This window comes from Maribacter aestuarii (genome assembly GCF_027474845.2).
Lineage (GTDB): Bacteria > Bacteroidota > Bacteroidia > Flavobacteriales > Flavobacteriaceae > Maribacter > Maribacter aestuarii.
Genome location: NZ_CP107031.2, coordinates 1034329 through 1053802, shown reverse-complemented (window position 1 = coordinate 1053802; position 19474 = coordinate 1034329). Strand labels below are relative to the sequence as shown.

Annotated in this window: 24 protein-coding genes; 13 read left to right on the top strand and 11 right to left on the bottom strand. The window is 39.4% G+C overall.

What is annotated here, in order from left to right:
• Window positions 1-94 precede the first annotated feature (94 nt).
• Both N8A89_RS04800 and N8A89_RS04795 read right to left on the bottom strand, forming a co-directional pair.
• Complete coding sequence (locus N8A89_RS04800; protein ID WP_289645006.1) at window positions 95-1147, bottom strand: response regulator; 1053 nt, start codon at window positions 1145-1147, stop codon at window positions 95-97.
• Between the two features lie 91 nt (window positions 1148-1238).
• Window positions 1239-2753 (bottom strand): sensor histidine kinase, encoded by a 1515-nt coding sequence (locus N8A89_RS04795; protein WP_289645005.1) that lies wholly within the window; start codon window positions 2751-2753, stop codon window positions 1239-1241.
• Between the two features lie 93 nt (window positions 2754-2846).
• Between N8A89_RS04795 and N8A89_RS04790 the strand changes: the two genes are divergently transcribed.
• Window positions 2847-3248, top strand: coding sequence for a hypothetical protein (locus N8A89_RS04790; protein WP_281541230.1), 402 nt, complete (start codon window positions 2847-2849; stop codon window positions 3246-3248).
• Between the two features lie 41 nt (window positions 3249-3289).
• Here the strand turns inward: N8A89_RS04790 and N8A89_RS04785 are convergent, their stop codons facing one another.
• Together N8A89_RS04785 and N8A89_RS04780 are read right to left on the bottom strand one after the other, a co-directional pair.
• Window positions 3290-4120, bottom strand: a complete 831-nt coding sequence (locus N8A89_RS04785) for a universal stress protein (protein WP_289645004.1) — start codon at window positions 4118-4120, stop codon at window positions 3290-3292.
• 1 nt (window position 4121) lies between these two features.
• Complete coding sequence (locus N8A89_RS04780) at window positions 4122-4433, bottom strand: HPF/RaiA family ribosome-associated protein (RefSeq protein WP_281541229.1); 312 nt, start codon at window positions 4431-4433, stop codon at window positions 4122-4124.
• 122 nt (window positions 4434-4555) lie between these two features.
• On the opposite strand from N8A89_RS04780, the gene N8A89_RS04775 reads away from it, so the two are divergent.
• The 11 genes from N8A89_RS04775 (at window position 4556) to N8A89_RS04725 (ending at window position 11686) form a co-directional block, all read left to right on the top strand.
• Window positions 4556-5008, top strand: coding sequence for a DUF2267 domain-containing protein (locus N8A89_RS04775; protein WP_281541228.1), 453 nt, complete (start codon window positions 4556-4558; stop codon window positions 5006-5008).
• 229 nt (window positions 5009-5237) lie between these two features.
• Window positions 5238-5906, top strand: a complete 669-nt coding sequence (locus tag N8A89_RS04770) for a WG repeat-containing protein (RefSeq protein ID WP_281541227.1) — start codon at window positions 5238-5240, stop codon at window positions 5904-5906.
• Between the two features lie 2 nt (window positions 5907-5908).
• Window positions 5909-6673: an SDR family NAD(P)-dependent oxidoreductase gene (locus tag N8A89_RS04765; RefSeq protein ID WP_347343952.1), complete on the top strand. Its 765-nt coding sequence runs from the start codon at window positions 5909-5911 to the stop codon at window positions 6671-6673.
• 11 nt (window positions 6674-6684) lie between these two features.
• On the top strand, window positions 6685-7242 hold the full coding sequence (locus tag N8A89_RS04760; protein WP_281541224.1) for a GyrI-like domain-containing protein: 558 nt from the start codon (window positions 6685-6687) through the stop codon (window positions 7240-7242).
• A gap of 22 nt (window positions 7243-7264) precedes the next feature.
• Entirely contained in the window at window positions 7265-7939 is a 675-nt protein-coding gene (locus N8A89_RS04755) for an FMN-binding protein (protein ID WP_281541223.1), read from the top strand.
• A gap of 18 nt (window positions 7940-7957) precedes the next feature.
• Complete coding sequence (locus N8A89_RS04750; protein ID WP_281541222.1) at window positions 7958-8740, top strand: GNAT family N-acetyltransferase; 783 nt, start codon at window positions 7958-7960, stop codon at window positions 8738-8740.
• Between the two features lie 51 nt (window positions 8741-8791).
• Window positions 8792-9316, top strand: coding sequence for a hydrolase (locus tag N8A89_RS04745; protein WP_281541221.1), 525 nt, complete (start codon window positions 8792-8794; stop codon window positions 9314-9316).
• A gap of 29 nt (window positions 9317-9345) precedes the next feature.
• Window positions 9346-10293 (top strand): hypothetical protein, encoded by a 948-nt coding sequence (locus N8A89_RS04740; RefSeq protein WP_281541220.1) that lies wholly within the window; start codon window positions 9346-9348, stop codon window positions 10291-10293.
• Between the two features lie 64 nt (window positions 10294-10357).
• Complete coding sequence (locus N8A89_RS04735; RefSeq protein ID WP_281541219.1) at window positions 10358-10537, top strand: hypothetical protein; 180 nt, start codon at window positions 10358-10360, stop codon at window positions 10535-10537.
• Between the two features lie 157 nt (window positions 10538-10694).
• Entirely contained in the window at window positions 10695-10946 is a 252-nt protein-coding gene (locus tag N8A89_RS04730) for a hypothetical protein (RefSeq protein ID WP_289645003.1), read from the top strand.
• Complete coding sequence (locus tag N8A89_RS04725; RefSeq protein WP_281541217.1) at window positions 10898-11686, top strand: NAD(P)-dependent alcohol dehydrogenase; 789 nt, start codon at window positions 10898-10900, stop codon at window positions 11684-11686. Before N8A89_RS04730 ends, N8A89_RS04725 begins: the two co-directional genes overlap by 49 nt.
• A gap of 234 nt (window positions 11687-11920) precedes the next feature.
• Here N8A89_RS04725 and N8A89_RS04720 read toward each other — a convergent pair whose 3' ends face one another.
• From N8A89_RS04720 to N8A89_RS04690, 7 genes are all read right to left on the bottom strand, one after another.
• Window positions 11921-12562 carry a DUF4386 domain-containing protein gene (locus N8A89_RS04720; RefSeq protein ID WP_281541216.1) on the bottom strand — a complete coding sequence of 214 codons (642 nt, stop codon included), beginning with the start codon at window positions 12560-12562 and terminating at the stop codon, window positions 11921-11923.
• 23 nt (window positions 12563-12585) lie between these two features.
• A complete protein-coding gene (locus N8A89_RS04715) occupies window positions 12586-13101 on the bottom strand; it encodes a flavodoxin domain-containing protein (RefSeq protein WP_281541215.1) in 516 nt (171 codons plus the stop codon).
• A 34-nt stretch (window positions 13102-13135) separates the two neighbouring features.
• Entirely contained in the window at window positions 13136-13999 is an 864-nt protein-coding gene (locus N8A89_RS04710; RefSeq protein WP_281541214.1) for an MBL fold metallo-hydrolase, read from the bottom strand.
• Window positions 13996-15012, bottom strand: a complete 1017-nt coding sequence (locus tag N8A89_RS04705; protein WP_289645002.1) for an alcohol dehydrogenase catalytic domain-containing protein — start codon at window positions 15010-15012, stop codon at window positions 13996-13998. Before N8A89_RS04705 ends, N8A89_RS04710 begins: the two co-directional genes overlap by 4 nt.
• Before the next feature lie 108 nt (window positions 15013-15120).
• On the bottom strand, window positions 15121-15801 hold the full coding sequence (locus N8A89_RS04700) for a DUF4386 domain-containing protein (protein WP_281541212.1): 681 nt from the start codon (window positions 15799-15801) through the stop codon (window positions 15121-15123).
• Between the two features lie 147 nt (window positions 15802-15948).
• A complete protein-coding gene (locus N8A89_RS04695) occupies window positions 15949-17784 on the bottom strand; it encodes a phytoene desaturase family protein (protein ID WP_289645001.1) in 1836 nt (611 codons plus the stop codon).
• Entirely contained in the window at window positions 17781-18185 is a 405-nt protein-coding gene (locus N8A89_RS04690) for a DUF6326 family protein (protein ID WP_289645000.1), read from the bottom strand. The genes N8A89_RS04695 and N8A89_RS04690 overlap by 4 nt, the downstream gene beginning before the upstream one ends.
• Window positions 18186-18705: 520 nt before the next feature.
• Here N8A89_RS04690 and N8A89_RS04685 point away from each other — a divergent pair.
• Window positions 18706-19413, top strand: a complete 708-nt coding sequence (locus N8A89_RS04685) for a hypothetical protein (RefSeq protein ID WP_281541209.1) — start codon at window positions 18706-18708, stop codon at window positions 19411-19413.
• The last annotated feature ends 61 nt before the right edge of the window (window positions 19414-19474 follow it).

Sequence of the window (19474 nt, the reverse complement as noted above, 5' to 3'; positions counted from 1 at the left end):
ACATGGCTTGGTACGCAAATGTAGGGTTGTGAATAACTTCAATACATGATAAATATCAGTTCGGTCCTTTTTTCTTTTGGAGGAATCAAAGCACTTAATTTACATACTGTAATGCTTTTAATTCCTTAATCCGAATATTTCGGCCTTCGATGGCTATGAGCCCTTCCTTTTTAAAACCAGAAAGGGTGCGTATGAGACTTTCCGTAGCAATACCGGCAACACTTGCTAAGTCATTGCGTGATATCTTGATGGGTTCTTCTGGATTGGTATTCATTATCTCGGCAAACTGCAATAGTGTTTGTGCCGTTTTCTTACGGACAGAGCTATAAGCCATTTGGAGTAGCTGTGCTTTGATAACACTTATATTCTCTGTTAATAGTTCCATGAGTTCCAAGGAGATATTCTTATTTTTTTTTAAGATTTCCGTTAGACGCTCTTTGGAAATACCGGCTAAGTCCACTGGTTCCATCGCCGTTGCAGATTCTTGGTAGGGAATATTATTTAAAAAAGAAGTAAAACCTAAAAAATCATCCGCTCGGAATAATGAGGTAATCAGTTCCTTACCATCCGCATCCATACTATGGCACTTTACAAGTCCCTTTAGAATGAGATAAATTTGATTGGAGCGCGAACCTTCTTGGTAAATTAGTTCCCCTTGGTCAAAATGAACAACTTCGCCGTTATCGTCAAAAAAATTCTTTAATTCGTGTAAAGTGCGCATCTCATCCTGTGAAACACCATGGTCGCTTGACGTTTTATCGAGCATACGGTTCATAAGTTCCGCCTTTGCCAAACGGCTTTCTATGGCACTAATAAGGTCTTCTTCTTCAAAAGGTTTGGTTAGGTAATCGTCCGCACCCAAGTCCATGCCTTTTCGTATTTCTTTATGCTCCGTTTTCGCGGATAGGAAGATAAATGGAATTTGTTTTGTTTTTTCGTCGGCGGATAGGTTTTCTAAAACTCCGTATCCATCTATAACCGGCATCATAATGTCACAAACGATAATATCCGGTAAATTTTGTTTGACCAATTCTATACCAATTTTACCATTAGGCGCGGTTAGAACAGAATAACCTGAAAGTTCCAGAAGCTCCTCGGTATTCTCGCGTAAAGCTTTATCGTCTTCGATTAATAAAATTGTTTTCATCTGCTGGCTTTAATTATTTCTTTGGTGTCAGATGTAATTCGCCATTGAATAGTTAAGTAAGTTATAAATATCGTAATGGCTCCTTTCATTTCTAGGTGATATTAATTTTTTTTGGAATTAGTACGGTAAATGTGGACCCTTTGTTCTCTATGCTAGAGAAGTTAAGACTGGCGCCTAAGTTCTCTAGGTGTTGCTTCGCAATATTAAGGCCAATACCCGTCCCTTGGGTCAATAAGGCATTCTTGGCCCTGAAATAGCGATTGAAAATATGTTTCTGTTCCTGTTTGGGGATGCCCATTCCCGTATCTATTATTTTCAAAAGTAATCCGTCATCTCCTGTTTCTACCTGTAAATCGATTATCGAATCTTCAGGGGAATATTTAATAGCGTTGTGTACCAGGTTGGACAGCGCCAATTCCAAGGTTTTTTCATCAAACTCTAAAATTATATCATCTATATTCTCAGGATACTGGATTTTCTGTCCTTCTTTAAGCAGCATATTGGCATCGTAAACTACTTCGTTAATGACTTTACTAAGTGGAAAATGTTCTATCTTATACTGTACCTTACCGGACTCCAAACGTTCTACCGAAAGAAAATCGTTAAGAATTGCATCTAGATATTTGACTTTATTTTTAATTGTAGTTACATGTTTGTCCCGCTTTTCTTGTTGTTCCGTCTGCGTATATTTTCCAAGTAAGGTTATAGATGTTAGAATACTACTTAAAGGTGTTTTGAACTCGTGCGATACTAAGGAAAGGAAACGAGTCTTCAATTCGTTCAATTCTTTTTCCTTTGCTAATGCATCTGTCAATTGTTTGGTACGCTCGAGTACCGTTTTTTCAAGTTTTTCGGTGTAATTTTTTCGTTCTGTTATATCTAATATTATAGCAACAAAAACCTCCTTTTCTCCCATGGCCGATAGTTGTAAATGTACTTCTACGGGATAAGAAGATCCATCTTTTCTACCGTGTGTTGTCTCAAATTTTACTTTGCCGGTCTTTTCTTCTAATATGGGCATTAGTAATTCCTGAAATTTAGGTTCGTTAAATTCCGGTTTGATATCTACTGGGGTCATCATCACCAATTCGTCAATAGTAAACCCTATGTTTCTTTGCGCTTCTTTGTTTACATGGGTGAATTTGAAAGTTTTTGCATCAAACACATAGATTTCATTCAATGAGTCGTCAAAAATTCGAGCCCAGTGACTGAGTTCTTTTTCCTTTATTTTACGCTCCGTAATGTCTATTATTAAAGCCATTACATAAGTTGCCCCGTAAAGTTCAAAAGGATTCAGACCTGCTTCAACCGGAAATTCGTGACCGTTTTTGCGAACGCCATACAAATCGCGACCATGCCCCATTTGTCTTTTCCCACTTTTTGCAATAAAATGTTCCACATGGGTGTCGTGCTTTTTGTGATATCTTTTCGGGATGAGCGTATCCAAGGGTTTTCCCATGAGCTCATCTTTTTTATACCCGAACATTTCTTCTGCTGAAGTATTGGTGGCCACGATTACCTGTTCTGTGTTCACTACTATAATACCTTCGGAAACACCCTCAGAAAGAAGATTAAATATGTTACTGTTTTTCTGAAAAACCCGCATAAATCAAATATAAAGATTCCATACTGATTTTTATCATATAAAGGCAGCTATGGGTATTCTATTTTTAAAGCAGTAGTAATTAAATCAGAGAGGATGAAAAATACAGCTAGAACTATGAACATGCTCTACGAAAGCTTAGGTAAACTGTTTTATGCCGTGGCCATAAGTGATGGTAGTGTACATGATAAAGAATGGACCAAAGTGAAGGAAATCGTCAAGGAAGATTGGCTATATGTGGATGATTTTACAGATCGTTACGGTACGGATGCCGCAAACCAGATTGAAATCGTTTTCGATGGACTTATGGAATACGGCCGGAGCAGCGAAGACTGTTATGAGGAATTCAAGGATTTTTATAACGAACATCCACACGCGTTTTCAGAAGAAATAAAATCCTTGACCAAAAAGACAGCTGGTGCCATTGCCAATTCCTTTGCAGGAAAGAACAAATCTGAACTGGTAATTTTAGCTAAGATTGAATTGTTGTTGAAGTAGGCCTATTTTTCTTCGATGGTTCGATCAACTTGCTTTTATGCTTAGATTTTAAACGTAAGTACAGGAAGGTTTGCATGGTTAACGACGTCTTCACCAATACTTCGGCTACCAAGAAGGAAATGTAAAAAGGGTTTTTTACCACGCGTAGGCATTGCCAGTACATCAAAATTCCCCTTTTTGGAATAGTTCATTAGTCCCTGCTCTACATTGTAATCATTATGGATCACGACCTCTTGTTGAGCATCACCGGCTTTATAAAAGAATTTTGAGATACGTTCCTCTATTTCAGTAGTACTTAGAAAGCGATCATATGGAGTATTGATATAAACCAGTTTCAACTTAGCTGAAAAAGCGGCTGCAAAGGCGATAACATTTTTAAAGGCTAAAATCGTATCATCGGTAAAATCACAGGCGAACAGGATTTTTTTGATTTGGAAGTCTTGGTTTTGTTCTTTTACTACAAGGACTGGCACATCTGAGGTCCGTACCACTTTTTCGGTATTGGAGCCTACAAAAATCTCGCTTATCCCACTTGTTCCGTGGGAGCCCATGACAATCAAATCAATATGTTGTTCTTGTGCTACTTTGTTCAACTCTTTGAATATTTTATAATTCTGGACGATTTGTTTTATTTTAATATCCTTTAAGTACGGTTTGTTCAAAAAACTTTTGAACCGCTTTCTGGCCAGCTCCATATAATATTTTGCCTCTTCATATTCTTGGGTCTCGTCTTTGGTTAGTACCGCTTCCGAGAGTCCTAACATATGTAGTACAACAATTTCGGCCTTCTGTAATTCGGCTATTTTTGCTGCGACCTCCAAAGCATAAGCTGAGGGTTCGGAAAAATCAACGGGTACGAGTATTTTCTTCATTTTAAATGGCTTTTTTACGTCTAGCGAATTTTTCTTTTCGCTTTCTTAACTGTCGGTCTAAATCGCTAATCGTTTCCGCGGCTGCCTTTTCAAAATTATCTTCGGTGGATTTGGCAAATAGCTGTGGACCGGGAGCGCTTAGTTTTATTTCACAGATTTTATCTTTTCCGTCCTTGCCTTGCCCTAGTTTAAAAAAAACATCGGCACGGATAACGAATTGATACTTATGTGCCATTTTTTGTAGGTTACGGGTTACAATCTTGCTCAGCGATTCGCTTTCTGGCATCTGTACATATTGGATGTGTATGGTCATGATATGTTCTTTAATGTTTCCATCCAAAAGTATCTATGCTATTCTTTTCATAAAATGATTTATATCATTTCAAAAGTTGCCGTTAATTCTAAATTTCACATCTCACTTTAAAAATGGAAATCATGGCTCTCAACTTTAATCAATATGCAACAGAAGGAAATACCTTTATAAAGGACTATGCAAAGGAAATGAATATGGCTAATGACCGCGACAAGGCGGGGCGCATTTTTACCGCCATCATGCACGCTCTAAGGGATATTATTCCACCGGAAGAATCGCTCCAATTCATTGCCCAACTACCCATGTTCTTAAAAGCGATCTACGTAAACGGATGGAATATCAAAAAGAAAAAACCCAAAGTAAGAAAAATGGCGGAGTTTTTGGATTTGGTCCGTGCCCATGATTGGCCGGCTGAAGTCAATGACTTTGAATATAGCGATGAGGTGGCAGAGCGCTATGTGGATACGACTTTTATTTATCTAAGAAAGTATGTTTCACTTGGTGAGATGGAGGACATTCGGGACAGTCTTCCCAAAGATTTGAAAAGCATGATCTATTCGAATTTGATGTTCTAATTAAACAAAAGGAGCAACTTATCTTTTTTGTTGACAGTGTTAAAACCGACCTGGCTTTACGGCAGAAAGGAAATCTTGCGCAATGGTCATCATATACTTCGAGCAATAGGTAATTCAGCTTTAGGTATTGACAATTAAGCAACCTCTTTTAGATGCGGTAAGACTGACAAATATCATTTTAAGAAAAGAACTGCGATACTACCTTCGAACAAACAAAAAACATAACAAGATGAAAGATATAGTACTAGTACTCGCTTTGCTTATTACAGCACCTTTTTTCGGTATTTCACAAACAGTTGAGAGTATGAACAAGCCCACATTAGATGGTCTCGACTGGGTAGCGCCCTTTAGCGAAGGCCTGGCCGCCGTTAGAAAGGGAAATCAATGGGGTTTTATTGATAAAACTGGAAAATTGGTCATAGACTTTAGGAGTGATATCGTCTGGAACGCCAACGTCAATACTACCAAGCCTGGTGTTGAAGGTGTCGAATATCCAAAATTTAAAGAGGGACTATGTATCATCCAAGAAATGAAGGAAGAAGATATACCCTATTATGGCTTCATGGATACCAGCGGAAAAGTTGTCATAGAGCCCGACTATTTGAATGTTACCGAGTTCGATGATGGTAAGGCAATTGGTATATATGGCAGAAAAGACTTTAGGGGAAAAAATAAGTTTCAATTGAATATCTACGATTACACCTTTACTGAAGTTTTGTTGAATGCCAAAGGGGAAATGCTTTGGCCCATTGCCGAAAGGCAGAATATCCTGATGTCCAAAAAACGCTACCAAACCCCGGATATAAGGGCAAAATTACTTTCTGAGAATTTACTTAGGGTAAAAAATGAAGAAGGTAAATGGGAGGTACGCAAAATAGATTTGAATCAACAAAATTAAGGATGATGGAACGATTAAGAGGTAAAGTTGCCATCATTACAGGTGGGGCAGGTGGAATAGGAAAAGCAACAGCAAAGCTTTTCTTGCATGAGGGCGCTAAAGTGGTCATTGTAGATCTAAATAAAGATGTATTGGAAAAGGCCAGTTTAGAATTAGACCATGAGAACCTATCGTATTGTGTTGCCGATGTTTCTAAAGCTACCGATACAAAAAAGTTTGTGGAACACACGCTGGAAGTATACGATAAAATCGACATCTTTTTTGCCAATGCCGGTATAGAAGGTACGTCAAAGCCTATAGCCGAATATCCCGATGAAATGTTCGATAAGGTCATAGCTATTAACCTTAAGGGGGTGTGGTTGGGTTGTAAGCATGTTATTCCCAAAATGGGAGAAGGCGGCAGTGTTATGATTACTTCTTCCGTAGCAGGTCTTAAGGGTTTTGCAGGTCTCGGTGCTTATGTGGCCAGCAAACATGGTGTTATCGGCCTCATGCGTGTAGCGGCCCTAGAGAACGCAGAACGAAAAATACGCGTAAACAGTATTCATCCAGGTCCCGTCAACAACGATATGATGCGGCGTATTGAAAAGGAAATGGATCCTGAAAACCCAGATCAAGTTATGAAAGGATTTGAGGCTACCGTGCCATTTGGAAGGTATATAGAGTCTAGCGAAATTGCCGATATGGCCTTGTTTTTGGCTTCTGATGAAAGTAAGTTCATTACGGGTTGTACCCATGTGGTTGATGGGGGAATGTTGACTTCATAAAAACCTAAAAAATGAAAGGTAAAACCATATTTCTTGGCATCCTTGGCTTAATCCTAGTAGCAATGATAGGTGCCTTTGCCTATTACGGTGGTTTTACAAAAATATCTCCTGAAATTATCCAATGTGGAGGCGAGACTTTGGTCTATGAAAAAATGACCGGAGATTACGCTCAGAGCGCTATCGTTTCGGATCGGGTGTACCAAAATTTAATCGATGACCACGGTATTGAAACCACAAAAGGTTTTGGCATTTATTACGATAACCCGAAGACTAAAGAAAAAAGCACATTACGATCTGATGTAGGATGCATTCTAGAAACTGATTTTGATAAGTTGGATGCCATAAGGGCTGATTTTGAAGTTTCCGAATATCCTCTCGGAGAATACCTTGTAGCCGAGTTTCCCAATAGGGGAATGTCTTCCGTGATACTTGGTATAATCAAAGTTTATCCCGCGTTGGAAAGATATGTAGAAGAAAATGGATATGAATCTGATACACCCGTCATGGAGATTTGGGACGTTCCAAATAAAAAAATAACGTACAGAAAACAATTGATAAAAAGAGGCTGAATCATCTAAAAAAATTGATACGATGAAAGCAAAACTACTAGTGTTACTTATTGTTCCACTAATTTGGAACTGTAAAGAAAATAAGGAAACGGCACAACCGCAAATCGACGAAGTAACGCAGCAACCCGTAGCAGTGACAAAGGTGCCTGCTGTCATAAGGGAACTAGCAAAATTTGCCGAACCAACTTTCTCCGATTCCACCAATATTGATTCATTGATGATTTTCAAAGAACTTGATGCAACCGGAACGGTTAACCCAATAGACATGACAAGGGCAATAGGCCTTTACAAGGCTATGATGAGACCAGGACAAGTAACTGTGATGCCGATATTTGAAATTAAAAACACGGATACTTCAATTCTACCCGTTCAAGGTAAGGGATTTGGAGGGGCCATCTGGGCCAATGTGCTGGTTGACCGAAAGTCTTTAGAAATCAAAAAAGTAGCTTTTGAACACAAAGCAGAATCAGAAGGGTATGGTGCCGCAATGACCCAATCGTCGTTTGAAAATCAATTCATTGACACAAAAATAAATTTTGAGCAGAAAATCTTTAATCTTCAAAAAGCAATTGAAAAGAGAGCTGATGATGGTATTATCGTGGAAGGTATTTCAGGAGCGACGATGACCAGTAAAGGGGCTGTTGAAATGATGAATGAAGGCTTGCGAAAATATCGCAACTATTTAGAAGGAGTATGAGTTTTAAGTTTTGAAAAAATGATTCCGAAAAAAATTATAACGGTCACCCCTGAAAATGTAAAGCAAGAAACCCTTTTTTGTGTCAAAGATATTACCAATCCGGGTTTTGAGAACAAACGGAAATGGTTTGAAAAAAGATATAAGGAGGGATTACAGCTGAAAATTCTTAAAAATGCCGATGACAAAATGATCGGCTTTATAGAATACGTTCCTGCCAAATATGCGTGGAGACCTGTTGATGCCGATAATTATATGTTCATTCATTGCATGTATGTTTACTCCAAAAAAGACCGGAACAAAGGCTACGGCACCCTGCTCATAAATGAAGCTGAAAGGGAGGCCAAGTCTAACAATATGGATGGGGTTTGTGTGATGACCAGTACAGGTGTTTGGATTGCCAACAAAAGTATTTTTGAAAACAACGGGTTCATTGAAGTTGACCGCAGAGGAAGGTTTGAATTGTTGTCAAAAAAATGGAATACCACAGCGTCAAATCCTACCCTTATAGACTGGACCGCAGAACAAGAAAAATATCAAGGCTGGCATTTGCTATATGCTGATCAATGTCCTTGGCAAGAAAAATCGGTTGAAGCTATTTTGAATGTAGCCATGGACCATGATATTGATCTCAAAGTAGAGAAAATAAAAACGGCGAAAGAAGCCAAGCATGCGCCTTCGGGCTATGGGGTTTTTAACCTTTTACATAATGGAAAGTTGTTGGAAGACCATTATATAAGCGCTACCCGATTCAGAAATATTCTCAAAAAAGAACTTTCAACAAAAGAGAAAATTAGAATGTAAGCGATTGGTACTTTATGCAGTATAGGGGGTCATGAAATTAATTATAGGGTCATGAAAAAACGAAACGAAGATAGTACGGTTATCGTGAAAAGAAATGAAGAATGTTGTGCGACCTTTCATCCTGAAAAATGGGATAAAAAAACCTATCATTGGGACCGTAAGAAATTTATCAAAGCATCGGTGCCTACACTTTTTCATATTCCCTTGCCTCCCATGATTGGTAATAAGGTAACAAAAATGATGAGGCTAGCGGAAGATTCTAATAGTCTTGCTGCCAATAAAGAGGATGTTCTCTTATTGTTCTCGGATCCAAGTGCCTTTAAAACGGACTTATTTTTGTCTGTGGAAAATTTTATAATGGAGGCAGAAAATATCAATCTTTCGGGCACTTTCGTTAGCAAGGTTTTTGATGGGGCCTTTAAAGCGGTTCCAAAATTCATCAAACAGATGAATGCTTATTTGGATAAGCAGAAACAAAAGGCTAAAAATTATTATGTGCACTACGCCTATTGCCCAAAATGTGCCAAAAAAGAAGGGCATAATTATATGGTATTGTTTGCAGAATTGGAGGGGTAAATATAGTATTGAAAACATCATAAAAGCATATGAATTCTAAAAATAGAATACAGTGGCTTTTATCAGGAGATATTTCCATTCGATATCAAGTATACCGTGATCTGCTGTTAACAGAGCGCGATGATTTAAGAAAACGAATTGCCTCTGAAGGCTGGGCGGCCCAATTCCTCTCAAAACGTAAACCAGATGGAAATTGGGGCCAAAAGTTCTATCAACCCAAATGGACATCCACCCATTATACCCTGATCGACTTACGCAGCCTTTGTATGGCGCCGGATAATTCACTCATTAGAGAATCCATTGCTATAATCCTGAAAAATGAGAAAGCAAATGATGGGGGTATTTTACCAACAGGCGCAAAGCAATTGAGTGATCAATGCATTAACGGAATGTTCTTAAACTATGCTTCTTATTTCAAAACCAATGAAAAAGAATTAAAATCTGTTGTTGATTGCATGTTGACCCAAATAATGCCCGATGGAGGCTTTAATTGCCGATTAAACCGTTCCGGTGCAAGGCATAGTTCGCTACATACAACGTTATCTGTATTGGAAGGTCTTACGGAATATGTAAATAACGGATATAAGTATCGGTTGGATGAGGTGCAAAAAGCGATTCGATTATCCCAAGAATTTATTTTACTACATCAGCTTTATAAATCGGACAGAACCGGAAAAATCATCAATAAAGACTTTTTACAGCTATCTTATCCTAGACGTTGGAGGTACGACATTTTAAGTGCTTTGGATTATTTTCAATCTGCAAAACTTCCGTGGGACAAACGCATGCAACCCGCCATTGAGGTGCTCTTACAAAAGAGAAACAAAGATGGCACATGGAACGTACAGGCCAAACATCCCGGGCGAACACATTTTGATATGGAAAAAGCTGGGAAACGCAGCCGGTGGAATACTCTGAGGGCACTAAGGGTATTGAAACATTTTGGCATTGAGGAACCACAATTTTCTTTTGTCTGATTTTTGTCATAGGATGCTTTTCTATTCGTTCCGATATTGCCATATGAACTGAAATTACAATACTATGACAAACAAAAAAGAGGACAAAAGTAGCTGGGCCATTGGTGGAATGACCCTAATTGGCATTGGTGTCGGAATGATATTTCTTCAGACATCACCATTGCTATTGGTGGCTTCGGTGCTGGTTGGTTTAGGTTTGGGGCTTCTAATCGCATCCTTGATGTCGAGAAGAACGGAACTTTAAAATCTTATAAGCTTCTCCAAACCAATTTTTTAATTGAATCATTTGACCATTTATCCGGGTTTGGTAATACAATGTACTCAAGAAATTCTTATGCCTATCTTTTCAATTTTGCAAACCAGTCGGAATGCACTACTAAGAGTATTCCAAAATAAAGCTCATGAAGGCAATTTTATACGAAAATTATGGTCCTCCAGAGGTTTTGCAACTTAAGGATATTGCAAAACCTAATCCCAAGAACGATGAAGTGCTCATTCAAATAAAAGCCACTACGGTTACTTCTGGTGATGTGCGCATGCGAAAGCCGGATCCAGCCATATTGGTGAGATTATTCGCTGGAATCTTTAGGCCTAAAAAAAGATTTTGGGAGTTGATATTGCTGGTGTGGTTGAAGAGGTTGGTAAGGATGTGATGAAGTTTAGAAAAGGGGACGCTGTTTTTGGGTCGGTCTACGGTGGTAATTCAGGTACCTATGCCGAGTACGCCTGTGTACCTGAAGATCGCGTGCTGGCTATAAAGCCGGCTAATGTAAGTTTCCAAGAGGCCGCTGCTATTTATTTTGGAGGAAATACCGCATTGTATTTCCTAAGAAAGGCAAATATTCAGAGTGGACAAAAGGTCTTGATTTATGGAGCTTCGGGTAGTCTCGGCACGTATGCGGTGCAGCTTGCTAAGTACTATGGCGCGGAAGTTACGGGAGTATGCAGCACTGCAAATCTTGAAATGGTAAAATCTTTAGGTGCCGACAAGGTAGTTGATTACACTAGAGAAGATTTTACCAAAAACGGAGAGATATACGATGTCATATTTGATACCGTGGGTAAGAGCCCGTTTTTAGGATGTGTAAGGGCACTCAAAAAAAGAGGGGTCTATCTGAGATCGGTTCATATGTCACTAAAACCTATCCTTTTAGGATTATGGACGAATATAACGAGCGACAAGAAGGTGATAGGTGGGGTCGCAAGCGAAAACACGGAAGACCTGATTTTTCTTGGTGAGCTTGTTGCGCAAAATATGCTGAAACCGGTCATAGACCGGATTTACTCTTTGGAGCAGGCGGCAGAAGCACATCGCTATGTTGAAAAGGGACACAAAAAAGGTAATGTGGTCATTTCCATAACTCATCCTACTTTTTCTTCAAAACTATCCTGACTAAAATGATGAATAACACACTATTGAAATACATGCTTTCCCTACAATTAGATTTTAATGTTTGTGGCAAATCGAAAGTGAGTACGTGCAGCCAGAGTTCGAGAGTACTATAATTACCAATCTAGAGTCTATCGTCTAATAGTGTTTGGGCCGTTCGAAATATGAAGTCAGTTACGGGTATACTTGATGGAATTCTTTATAAGACCAAAGAATATGACAACAAAATAATGACCATCAAGGAGTAGAATCTGTTTGGGCAGGGAGTCTTTTTCTTTGAACGAGCAACCAGATACTCAGTGAAAGTTCCGCAACGGCCATTGTTAACATTGTAATAACATTAAGAGCTTCAGGCAGCTGAAAATCCACAAAGAATATGATATAGGTAAAAGATGCAACCACCAACAAAACACCGAGGATTTTAGGGATATAAGCTGACTTGAAGACCGAATATCCAAGTATAAAGATGTGCAAGGCAAAAAATACGTATCCAAGGAGTTTTATAGATGCATAGCCGTAAGCATCGATACTTTTGAATGCTAAAGCGAGCACTCCCATTATCAAAGTTAAAGCGTATAACAACCTAAGAACCGTGGTTAACGATGCAAGATGCTTATTCGCAGGTTTTAAAACTACATAAAGGGCGATAGCAATAATCGCATCAAGGACCAGTACAAGTAGATAACCCACAACAGCATAACCGAAAAGTCTCTCGTTAGCCTGAATATCGTTCGACAAAACTTTTGTATCGCCCGGTACTACAAAATTGGCCAAAAGAAAATCATCAACTATGGTTACGATGAGAACCGAGGTGATAAATGCAATCCCGACAATCATTGCCGCTTTGCTGGTCGATAAATTAGTGATGAGGTTATTCATATCGTCACTGTTGCGGGTATGAGTTAAGCAGTCTCCTGTGTTGCCTGGAACCTTTGAATCATTTGAACTATAGATTCAATACTGGCTTTATCGACATGGTCGAAACCATAGCGCTCTTCTTTACTAGCCGCTGGATCAGGATTGATTAGGGAGCCGATATACAGACTCAGTCGGATCGTCCAACTGACTTTGGTGTGGTCTAACCTACCGCCAAGGGCTACATGTTCCATTTGCTTTAATAATAGACTAGGAAAGGAAGCGGCAACCCATCTTTCGAGTTTGTCGCTAGGCCCAGCACCGGAGACCGAGAATAAAATTCTTGAACGTCCCTTGAGCTTAGATAAATTTGCCTTGGCCCATTTTCGGATAGTAAGCTTAAAATAGATAATTGAACTACCCAATATTATAAAATCAAATTTGGAGGGATCTGCATCGGCATCTTTGATATCGAATACTGGTAAGCCAGTGGCTTCGCCAATCCAGTTGGCGTATTGTTCCGTACTTCCGTACTTACCTGAGAAGAAAATGGCACCTTTCATACTACTTTGTTTTTGTCGTTAATTTTTCAATATTTCACCCGCTTATTGTTGTCTCTGTTCGCAAATCTTCCTTATTATGCGAATAGTGCACATGGATATTCGGATATAATTTTAAGAACTGTTGTATCGCTTTAGATGATTTATAGACGTCTTTCAACCCTTGTTTTCCGTAATCGGTATTGACTTTTATTCCATTTTCAACCGCCCAACGGTTCAATTCGGCATCTCCAACGATGAAATTGGGCGTTGGCTGATTATTGATCAGGTATGCAATATGGTCTTTTGTATGCCCGGGTGTTGAGATGGCAAAAAAACTTGCATCTTCAAAAACATCCAAGACTTTTTCAAAAGGTTCAAGAGCGCATCCTTTCTTATCAAAATCCAAAAGCTTGATTTTCTTTCCTTTCAAATGCCTACCTGCAATCAAACTATAGTAAAAGGTATTTTCTTTTTTTCCAAAATAAACGGTACAGTTTGAGTTTAAAGAAGTCAACCCTGATGTATGGTCGGGATGCACATGAGTAAGGAATACATGAGTGGGTTCGATACCCAATCTTTTCATATGATTTTCAAAATCCTCACCAGACAGCTGAGAGTATCTTATACTGTTCAGTTTTTGAAAAATCTTCATTATAACCGGTAAATTCCCATAGGGTGGATTATCGGTAAAAGATCTGCTAAAACCACAATCTATTAGAATATCTCCTTTTTCAGGATGTTCGAAACTAAAAGCCATCATATCACAATCCAAAGCCGTATTCATATCAAAATTTTCGGGAAAGGATGTTGTGTCAGCATATGTTTTGATTTTTCCAGTAATTCGACCAGTATTGAATGCGTTGAATTCCATCGGCTTTGCAGATGCAAAAACTTCTCTCCAATTCGTGTATTTTTTCATGACATTCTCAATAAAATTTTCCCCCCGGTCATTTGATTTTTATAATCTCGGATGGCTTCCTTCACATCTTGTAGCGGATAGATTTTTCTGATGTCACTTTTGAGATGTGTTGCTATTTGTTTCTGTGCGCGTTTCCACAATTGCATTGTTTTAAATATACCTTGTTCGCTGATCCACGGACCGAGCCAGAAACTATCAATGCTCTTATTTTCGAATATTAAAACACCCGGACTTGCTTGAATAGCTTGACGGGAAAGTGCGCTGAACACGGTGACCTTGCTGTTTTGAGGCATCGCTTGTAATAGCTGATTCGTTAACGGACCAGCCACCGCATCAAATGCTAGATGCGCATTGGTTTGATTACAGACATCATATAGTTGTTGTTGAAATCCTTCATTAGAACTATTTAAAACAATGTCGGCACCTTGAGCTTTGAGAAGTTCTACTTGTGCATCCCTTCGAACAACATTTACGATTTGTATTCCTTCGTTTCGCCCCAGACGGTTCACCTTTTGGCCCAATGAACTCGCTGCAGCTGTCAATACTATTGCCTTATGTCCACCTTTTTTTGAAATGTCTATGAAGGCACTGGCCGTAAGAGGGTTAATAAAGGACATTGCTCCTTGCTCTAAGCTCAATGATTTGTTCAAAGACAAAACACCTCCCTTTACGCTTTTAACCACATACTCCGACCAAACACCTCCGCCTGTTCCCCAACCTGTACAGGCAACCCTTTTCCCAAGGAAATAGCGCGCCATTACTCCCGGTCCGGCAGCAATAACCTCTCCGGAACCTTCTCCACCCGGAACTATGGGAGTAGGATCGTTAAAACCATAATTACCTTCTAGCGTGGCCAGATCGGATGGATTTATCGGTGCGAAGGCAACTTTAACCAACACTTCGTTCCTACCTGGTGTTGGTACCGGTCTTTGTTCGATACTTATGGCATCGACACCGGAGTAGTCATTAAGAACGGCCACGGTCATCGTTTCTGGAATCCTTATTTTTTGCATATGATTTTCTGTTATCTAAATCCTTAGATTTTTTATTTATAAAGTTAAATATCACCAACCCTGAGTATATGAATCGATACGACCAAGCGGGGCGTAATTAATCATCAATCAACTCGTATTATTCTTTTCTGGAATATGGAATCCTTTTACAAATAACCACAGAGGAAAAACAAGAATCTCCCATAATCCCCCTGGAACATATAAAATTGCTCCTAATCCATCAGCTGTATCTATCAATCCAGCAATATCAAGCACAGCACTCACTAGTAGTAATAGGTATCCGATTCCACCCCAAATCGATAAAAATCTTGGGACAAGTCTTGATGTATAAAGTGCGTAACACAGAAATAAACTGCCAATCCCCAATAAGATCATAGCTATTTGAAAACCATAATTTTTGACTTTCAAAGCTAATATGGTAGCAGTCACAAAATTGGAAGAACCTGATTCAATTATTGCTTCTCCTTCTAAAGCAATTAAATAAAGATAGCAAATAGGCCCAATTATAAGGAGTACACATTCTATGACTCTAAAAACTAAATAAGTAATGGCGATAGATTCATTTTGTTTCTTAATAACTGGATAGAATGCTATTGCAATGAAAACTATTCCGATAGCCATTATTAATATTGAAAATACCCCTGTTAAAAGTTTACGTTCCACATGTAAAATATTGATAATTGGGCTTTTTAATTCTGGTTCAACGAAATAAGCATCTATCATTCCAACTAGCATAGTGGCGATAAACAATACTCCAATACTGATTGCATTTTTCTTATATGTTTTCATAATTGCAATTTTGATTATCTACATATTAAAATTGTCTAAATACATCTCGATTCCATGGCACACATCAATTGGTGTACGTAATGTTGTTAATGAAAGGAGATAGAACATATATACATTATAGTGCTTACTTGCTTGTTTTATTCTGAACTAAACCATAGGTCCAAATATTATGGCCTCATCCCCCTTAGCCATAAACTCACAGCTTTTGGAAAAGCTGCTGCCATCAAGTTCAATATGAAACCGTATGCTATCTTCCTCTGGAGAGGAAACAACAGGAAGCCAGCGATAGGGTATATCCAACTCGGTTACTTTGGGCTGTAACAAATTAAGAATGGCGTGCTGCCCTTTTTGGTTTTGGAATTTGGTCGGTTTTTCAAAGCGTAATTCCATAGTTTTATCATTGATTGGTTTACGTTCCAAGAGAGAAACCATTCTCTCATCAACATAGGTTGAATCATCGCATGCTGACCATATTTTGTCCTTGTTCATTTGCAAAGCAGCTAAGAATCCTCCCGTGATGCTTCCTTCGAATCCTCCACCTGGAAAGGCCCATGCCGATGCGAAATACAAATTGGGTATCAGGAAATTGTTTCTGAATCGCTTGTCCCCTGTTTGTTTTTTGGTTTGGGCAAAACCATACACCGACCCACCGGGATTCAAAGTATATCGTTGAATTGTTTTTGATGTAGAAACCTCGTAGTATTCTATACTTGCCCGAATTCCAGGAAACTGTTTCTCCAATCGTTGTAATAGTATCTGGGCCACTTCTTCCTTCTTCACCTTGTAGTCTTCCTCGTTCAAACCTTCCCAGTCTTGCAAGTAATCGACCGTACAGATTACTCCTTCCGTTTTGTCAGGTGGTGCCAGTTGGGCATCTACCTTACCATAGTCTACAAAAATGAATCTGCGCTTCGACCAATCGCCCTGATGGTTGGGCTTGACGTCCTTTAAGGATTTGACATCCTCACCCTCAATGACATTCGAGTAATGTTTCACTCCGAATTCCTCCAGATCCTTGCTGAAACCGAGGTACATGCACAATAGCGAGCAAGAATTGATTTTGTCACCGATACGTTGCTTCAAAGAACTGGCAAAGGGCTCATCCAGCAGAGCTGGTACCAAGGGAATGGCGCAATTGGCGATTGCATTATCACAGGAAATAGTAACGGGTTCCAAATGGTCGTTAAATCGATCACGGAAGGTGACTCCCGTCACTCGGCCGTTCTCAGTAACGATTTTCTCTGCCTTTTTACCAAGTAGCACAGTGCCACCCTGCTTTTCAATGAATGTGGCGAGATGATTGGACAGCTGTTGGGACCCCCCTTTTATAAAGTGACCACCATTTTGGATAAAGCCAGAGAAAGGCAACCCATAGTAGAACATCGATAGGGAATAGGGATCATCGCCCCAATACGCAAGGTGTGCCACCAGATCGATCTTTGCATTTTCATTGGTGATGTACTTATCCAACCAGGATCCTACCGTATGTCTATCGGCTTCCACAAGATTCGGGTAGAGCAGGGGCATCAACGGATAGATGAGCTTTTTTACCCATCGCGAACGCGGTTGACTAGTCCCTTCTTTTCTGATTCCTGCGAGCACTTTTAAGAAGCGCTTGATGCCTCTTGCATCCTCTGGGTATCTGTCGATCAAGGCCTTGGTCACTGCATCATAGCCGTGCGGGAAAACGAATTTCCCCCGATCTGAATAGGCAGCATAGAATTCGGGTACTTTCAGTAGGTCGACCTCTTGATCGACATCAAGCATTTCGAAAATTTGTGGAATTGTACCATTCTCTACGATGCCGCTCATTTCGTGCAGGCCGACTTCAATAATGAAATCGCCTCGTTTAAAGGTGGTGGCACACCCACCGGGCTTGTGGTGTTGCTCTAATAACAGCACTTTCTTTCCAAATTTTGAAAGGGTAGCTCCAGCAGTAAGCCCTGCCAACCCACCTCCGATAATAATAGTATTGTATTTCATTTTGACATCATTAAAATTCTATGTTGTGGCCACCTCCATGCCAATCTGATAATCTGCAACAGTAAAATCAATTCCAATAGCTCATAAAACCGCCAATAAAGCCAAGTATCTCCCTCGCCTATAAATTGGGTACCGATAAGCACAAGAATGTGGAATATACCTGCAATGATATTCGCCCAGCGGTTTGACCGTACCTTTAAGGTTGCCGAAAGCAGAACCATAAGCCCTGGAAGTGCCATAAGCACAGCCGCGCCAAATAAAATTGGCTGTGTAAAGTACATCCCTTGCGAGTGGCCTTCTGTAAGTTCTGCGACATGACCAGGCTGATACAGTGACAAAATATCATTGTAGATATATAAGAACATCAAGGCTATCCAGAACAGAGCGAGCTTGACTTTCACATTTACTCGATAATCGAGATTTGAATGTTCCAAGGCTTTCCTCGCAAAACTCGGGTCTTTTCCTTTTGGAACGCCTCGCGGGCTTGCCCCGGGGTCGTTTACTTTTTCGTCAGGCATATTTTGAAATTTTGTCATTCTGCCTTGACGAACCTCCACTTATAATAATAGTGTTGTATTTCATGGTCGTTTATTTATTACAAATCCACCGTCGTAGGCCAAGCGTACGATACTTGCAGATATCCACTGGGAGAACAAGAAAGAATGGGATAAACTTTCTACAGATATGCAAATGATAGGTTGAAAATACTACCGGAAAGTCAATTCTAATATGATGAAAATCAGTCCAGTTAATTTTTGGTGCTTAGAAATTATTTGGATGTCAATTAGTAATCCTCCTAGAATTATTTGTGTTGACTGACTACAGTCATTTACTAGCGTAGATGCATTAAATACCTTCTGAATTAGGGATGAAGACTATTTGGCTTAAAATAATTTGATGTTAACCTTGCGCAACTAAATCATGGGTGGTCTTAAAAAATTGATTATCAATCATCTGAAACAATTTGGAACCCTTGGAATACTAATGGTTCTAGTTTTATCTGGTTTGGGTTTGTTATTGTATTCGAAGGGTTCCCACTTTCAGCGTTTTATTGGCGAAATTCATCCGCTCATAGCTATGGGGTCAAGTGTTATTCTGGGTTTTATATCGCTATCCTTTCTGCTGTCCAAGAAATGGTTCACCATTCATAAAAAGTATCCGATTAAAAAAGTATTTCCCTATGCTGGGCTTACCGTGTTCTTTGCATTGGTGGCTATACTTATAGATATTAATATTGTGTACCCAGCGGATATGAATATCCCATTTCCTGAATCGTTACTGTTTTATCCAATCATCGCTTTTTTGGTGGAGATTATTTTCCATGTGGTGCCTATGACATTGCCCTTGGTCACATCAACTTTCATTTTTAAAAGGTCCGTCTATGATAGGATTGTTTTACCCTACATTTTGATTGTGGCGCTCGTTGAGCCAACATATCAGGTTGTTTTTATGGAGAGCTACACCACCTGGGCAACAGGTTCTGTTTGGGTCAACCTTTTTTTCTTTAACATAACCCAACTTTTAACATTCAAGAGATATGGTTTCATCAGCATGTATGCCCTTAGGCTGCTTTATTATTTGATTTGGCATGTCGTATGGGGCGTATTGCGCCTGGAACTCTTGTTTTAATTTACAAGATTTCACGACTTATTTTAGATAATTTAACTGGAATCAGGAGATGCTGGGAAAG

Excerpts from the sequence above, each read along its gene's own strand:
- N8A89_RS04750 (WP_281541222.1), top strand. The coding sequence starts at position 7,958 with ATGATTCCGAAAAAAATTATAACGGTCACCCCTGAAAATGTAAAGCAA.
- N8A89_RS04765 (WP_347343952.1), top strand. The coding sequence starts at position 5,909 with ATGATGGAACGATTAAGAGGTAAAGTTGCCATCATTACAGGTGGGGCA.
- N8A89_RS04705 (WP_289645002.1), bottom strand. The coding sequence starts at position 15,012 with ATGCAAAAAATAAGGATTCCAGAAACGATGACCGTGGCCGTTCTTAAT.
- N8A89_RS04730 (WP_289645003.1), top strand. The coding sequence starts at position 10,695 with ATGAAGGCAATTTTATACGAAAATTATGGTCCTCCAGAGGTTTTGCAA.
- N8A89_RS04785 (WP_289645004.1), bottom strand. The coding sequence starts at position 4,120 with ATGAAGAAAATACTCGTACCCGTTGATTTTTCCGAACCCTCAGCTTAT.
- N8A89_RS04780 (WP_281541229.1), bottom strand. The coding sequence starts at position 4,433 with ATGACCATACACATCCAATATGTACAGATGCCAGAAAGCGAATCGCTG.
- N8A89_RS04770 (WP_281541227.1), top strand. The coding sequence starts at position 5,238 with ATGAAAGATATAGTACTAGTACTCGCTTTGCTTATTACAGCACCTTTT.
- N8A89_RS04695 (WP_289645001.1), bottom strand. The coding sequence starts at position 17,784 with ATGAAATACAATACTATTATTATCGGAGGTGGGTTGGCAGGGCTTACT.
- N8A89_RS04685 (WP_281541209.1), top strand. The coding sequence starts at position 18,706 with ATGGGTGGTCTTAAAAAATTGATTATCAATCATCTGAAACAATTTGGA.
- N8A89_RS04700 (WP_281541212.1), bottom strand. The coding sequence starts at position 15,801 with ATGAAAACATATAAGAAAAATGCAATCAGTATTGGAGTATTGTTTATC.
- N8A89_RS04740 (WP_281541220.1), top strand. The coding sequence starts at position 9,346 with ATGAATTCTAAAAATAGAATACAGTGGCTTTTATCAGGAGATATTTCC.
- N8A89_RS04735 (WP_281541219.1), top strand. The coding sequence starts at position 10,358 with ATGACAAACAAAAAAGAGGACAAAAGTAGCTGGGCCATTGGTGGAATG.
- N8A89_RS04800 (WP_289645006.1), bottom strand. The coding sequence starts at position 1,147 with ATGAAAACAATTTTATTAATCGAAGACGATAAAGCTTTACGCGAGAAT.
- N8A89_RS04715 (WP_281541215.1), bottom strand. The coding sequence starts at position 13,101 with ATGAAAGGTGCCATTTTCTTCTCAGGTAAGTACGGAAGTACGGAACAA.
- N8A89_RS04775 (WP_281541228.1), top strand. The coding sequence starts at position 4,556 with ATGGCTCTCAACTTTAATCAATATGCAACAGAAGGAAATACCTTTATA.
- N8A89_RS04755 (WP_281541223.1), top strand. The coding sequence starts at position 7,265 with ATGAAAGCAAAACTACTAGTGTTACTTATTGTTCCACTAATTTGGAAC.
- N8A89_RS04790 (WP_281541230.1), top strand. The coding sequence starts at position 2,847 with ATGAAAAATACAGCTAGAACTATGAACATGCTCTACGAAAGCTTAGGT.
- N8A89_RS04720 (WP_281541216.1), bottom strand. The coding sequence starts at position 12,562 with ATGAATAACCTCATCACTAATTTATCGACCAGCAAAGCGGCAATGATT.
- N8A89_RS04745 (WP_281541221.1), top strand. The coding sequence starts at position 8,792 with ATGAAAAAACGAAACGAAGATAGTACGGTTATCGTGAAAAGAAATGAA.
- N8A89_RS04710 (WP_281541214.1), bottom strand. The coding sequence starts at position 13,999 with ATGAAAAAATACACGAATTGGAGAGAAGTTTTTGCATCTGCAAAGCCG.
- N8A89_RS04760 (WP_281541224.1), top strand. The coding sequence starts at position 6,685 with ATGAAAGGTAAAACCATATTTCTTGGCATCCTTGGCTTAATCCTAGTA.
- N8A89_RS04795 (WP_289645005.1), bottom strand. The coding sequence starts at position 2,753 with ATGCGGGTTTTTCAGAAAAACAGTAACATATTTAATCTTCTTTCTGAG.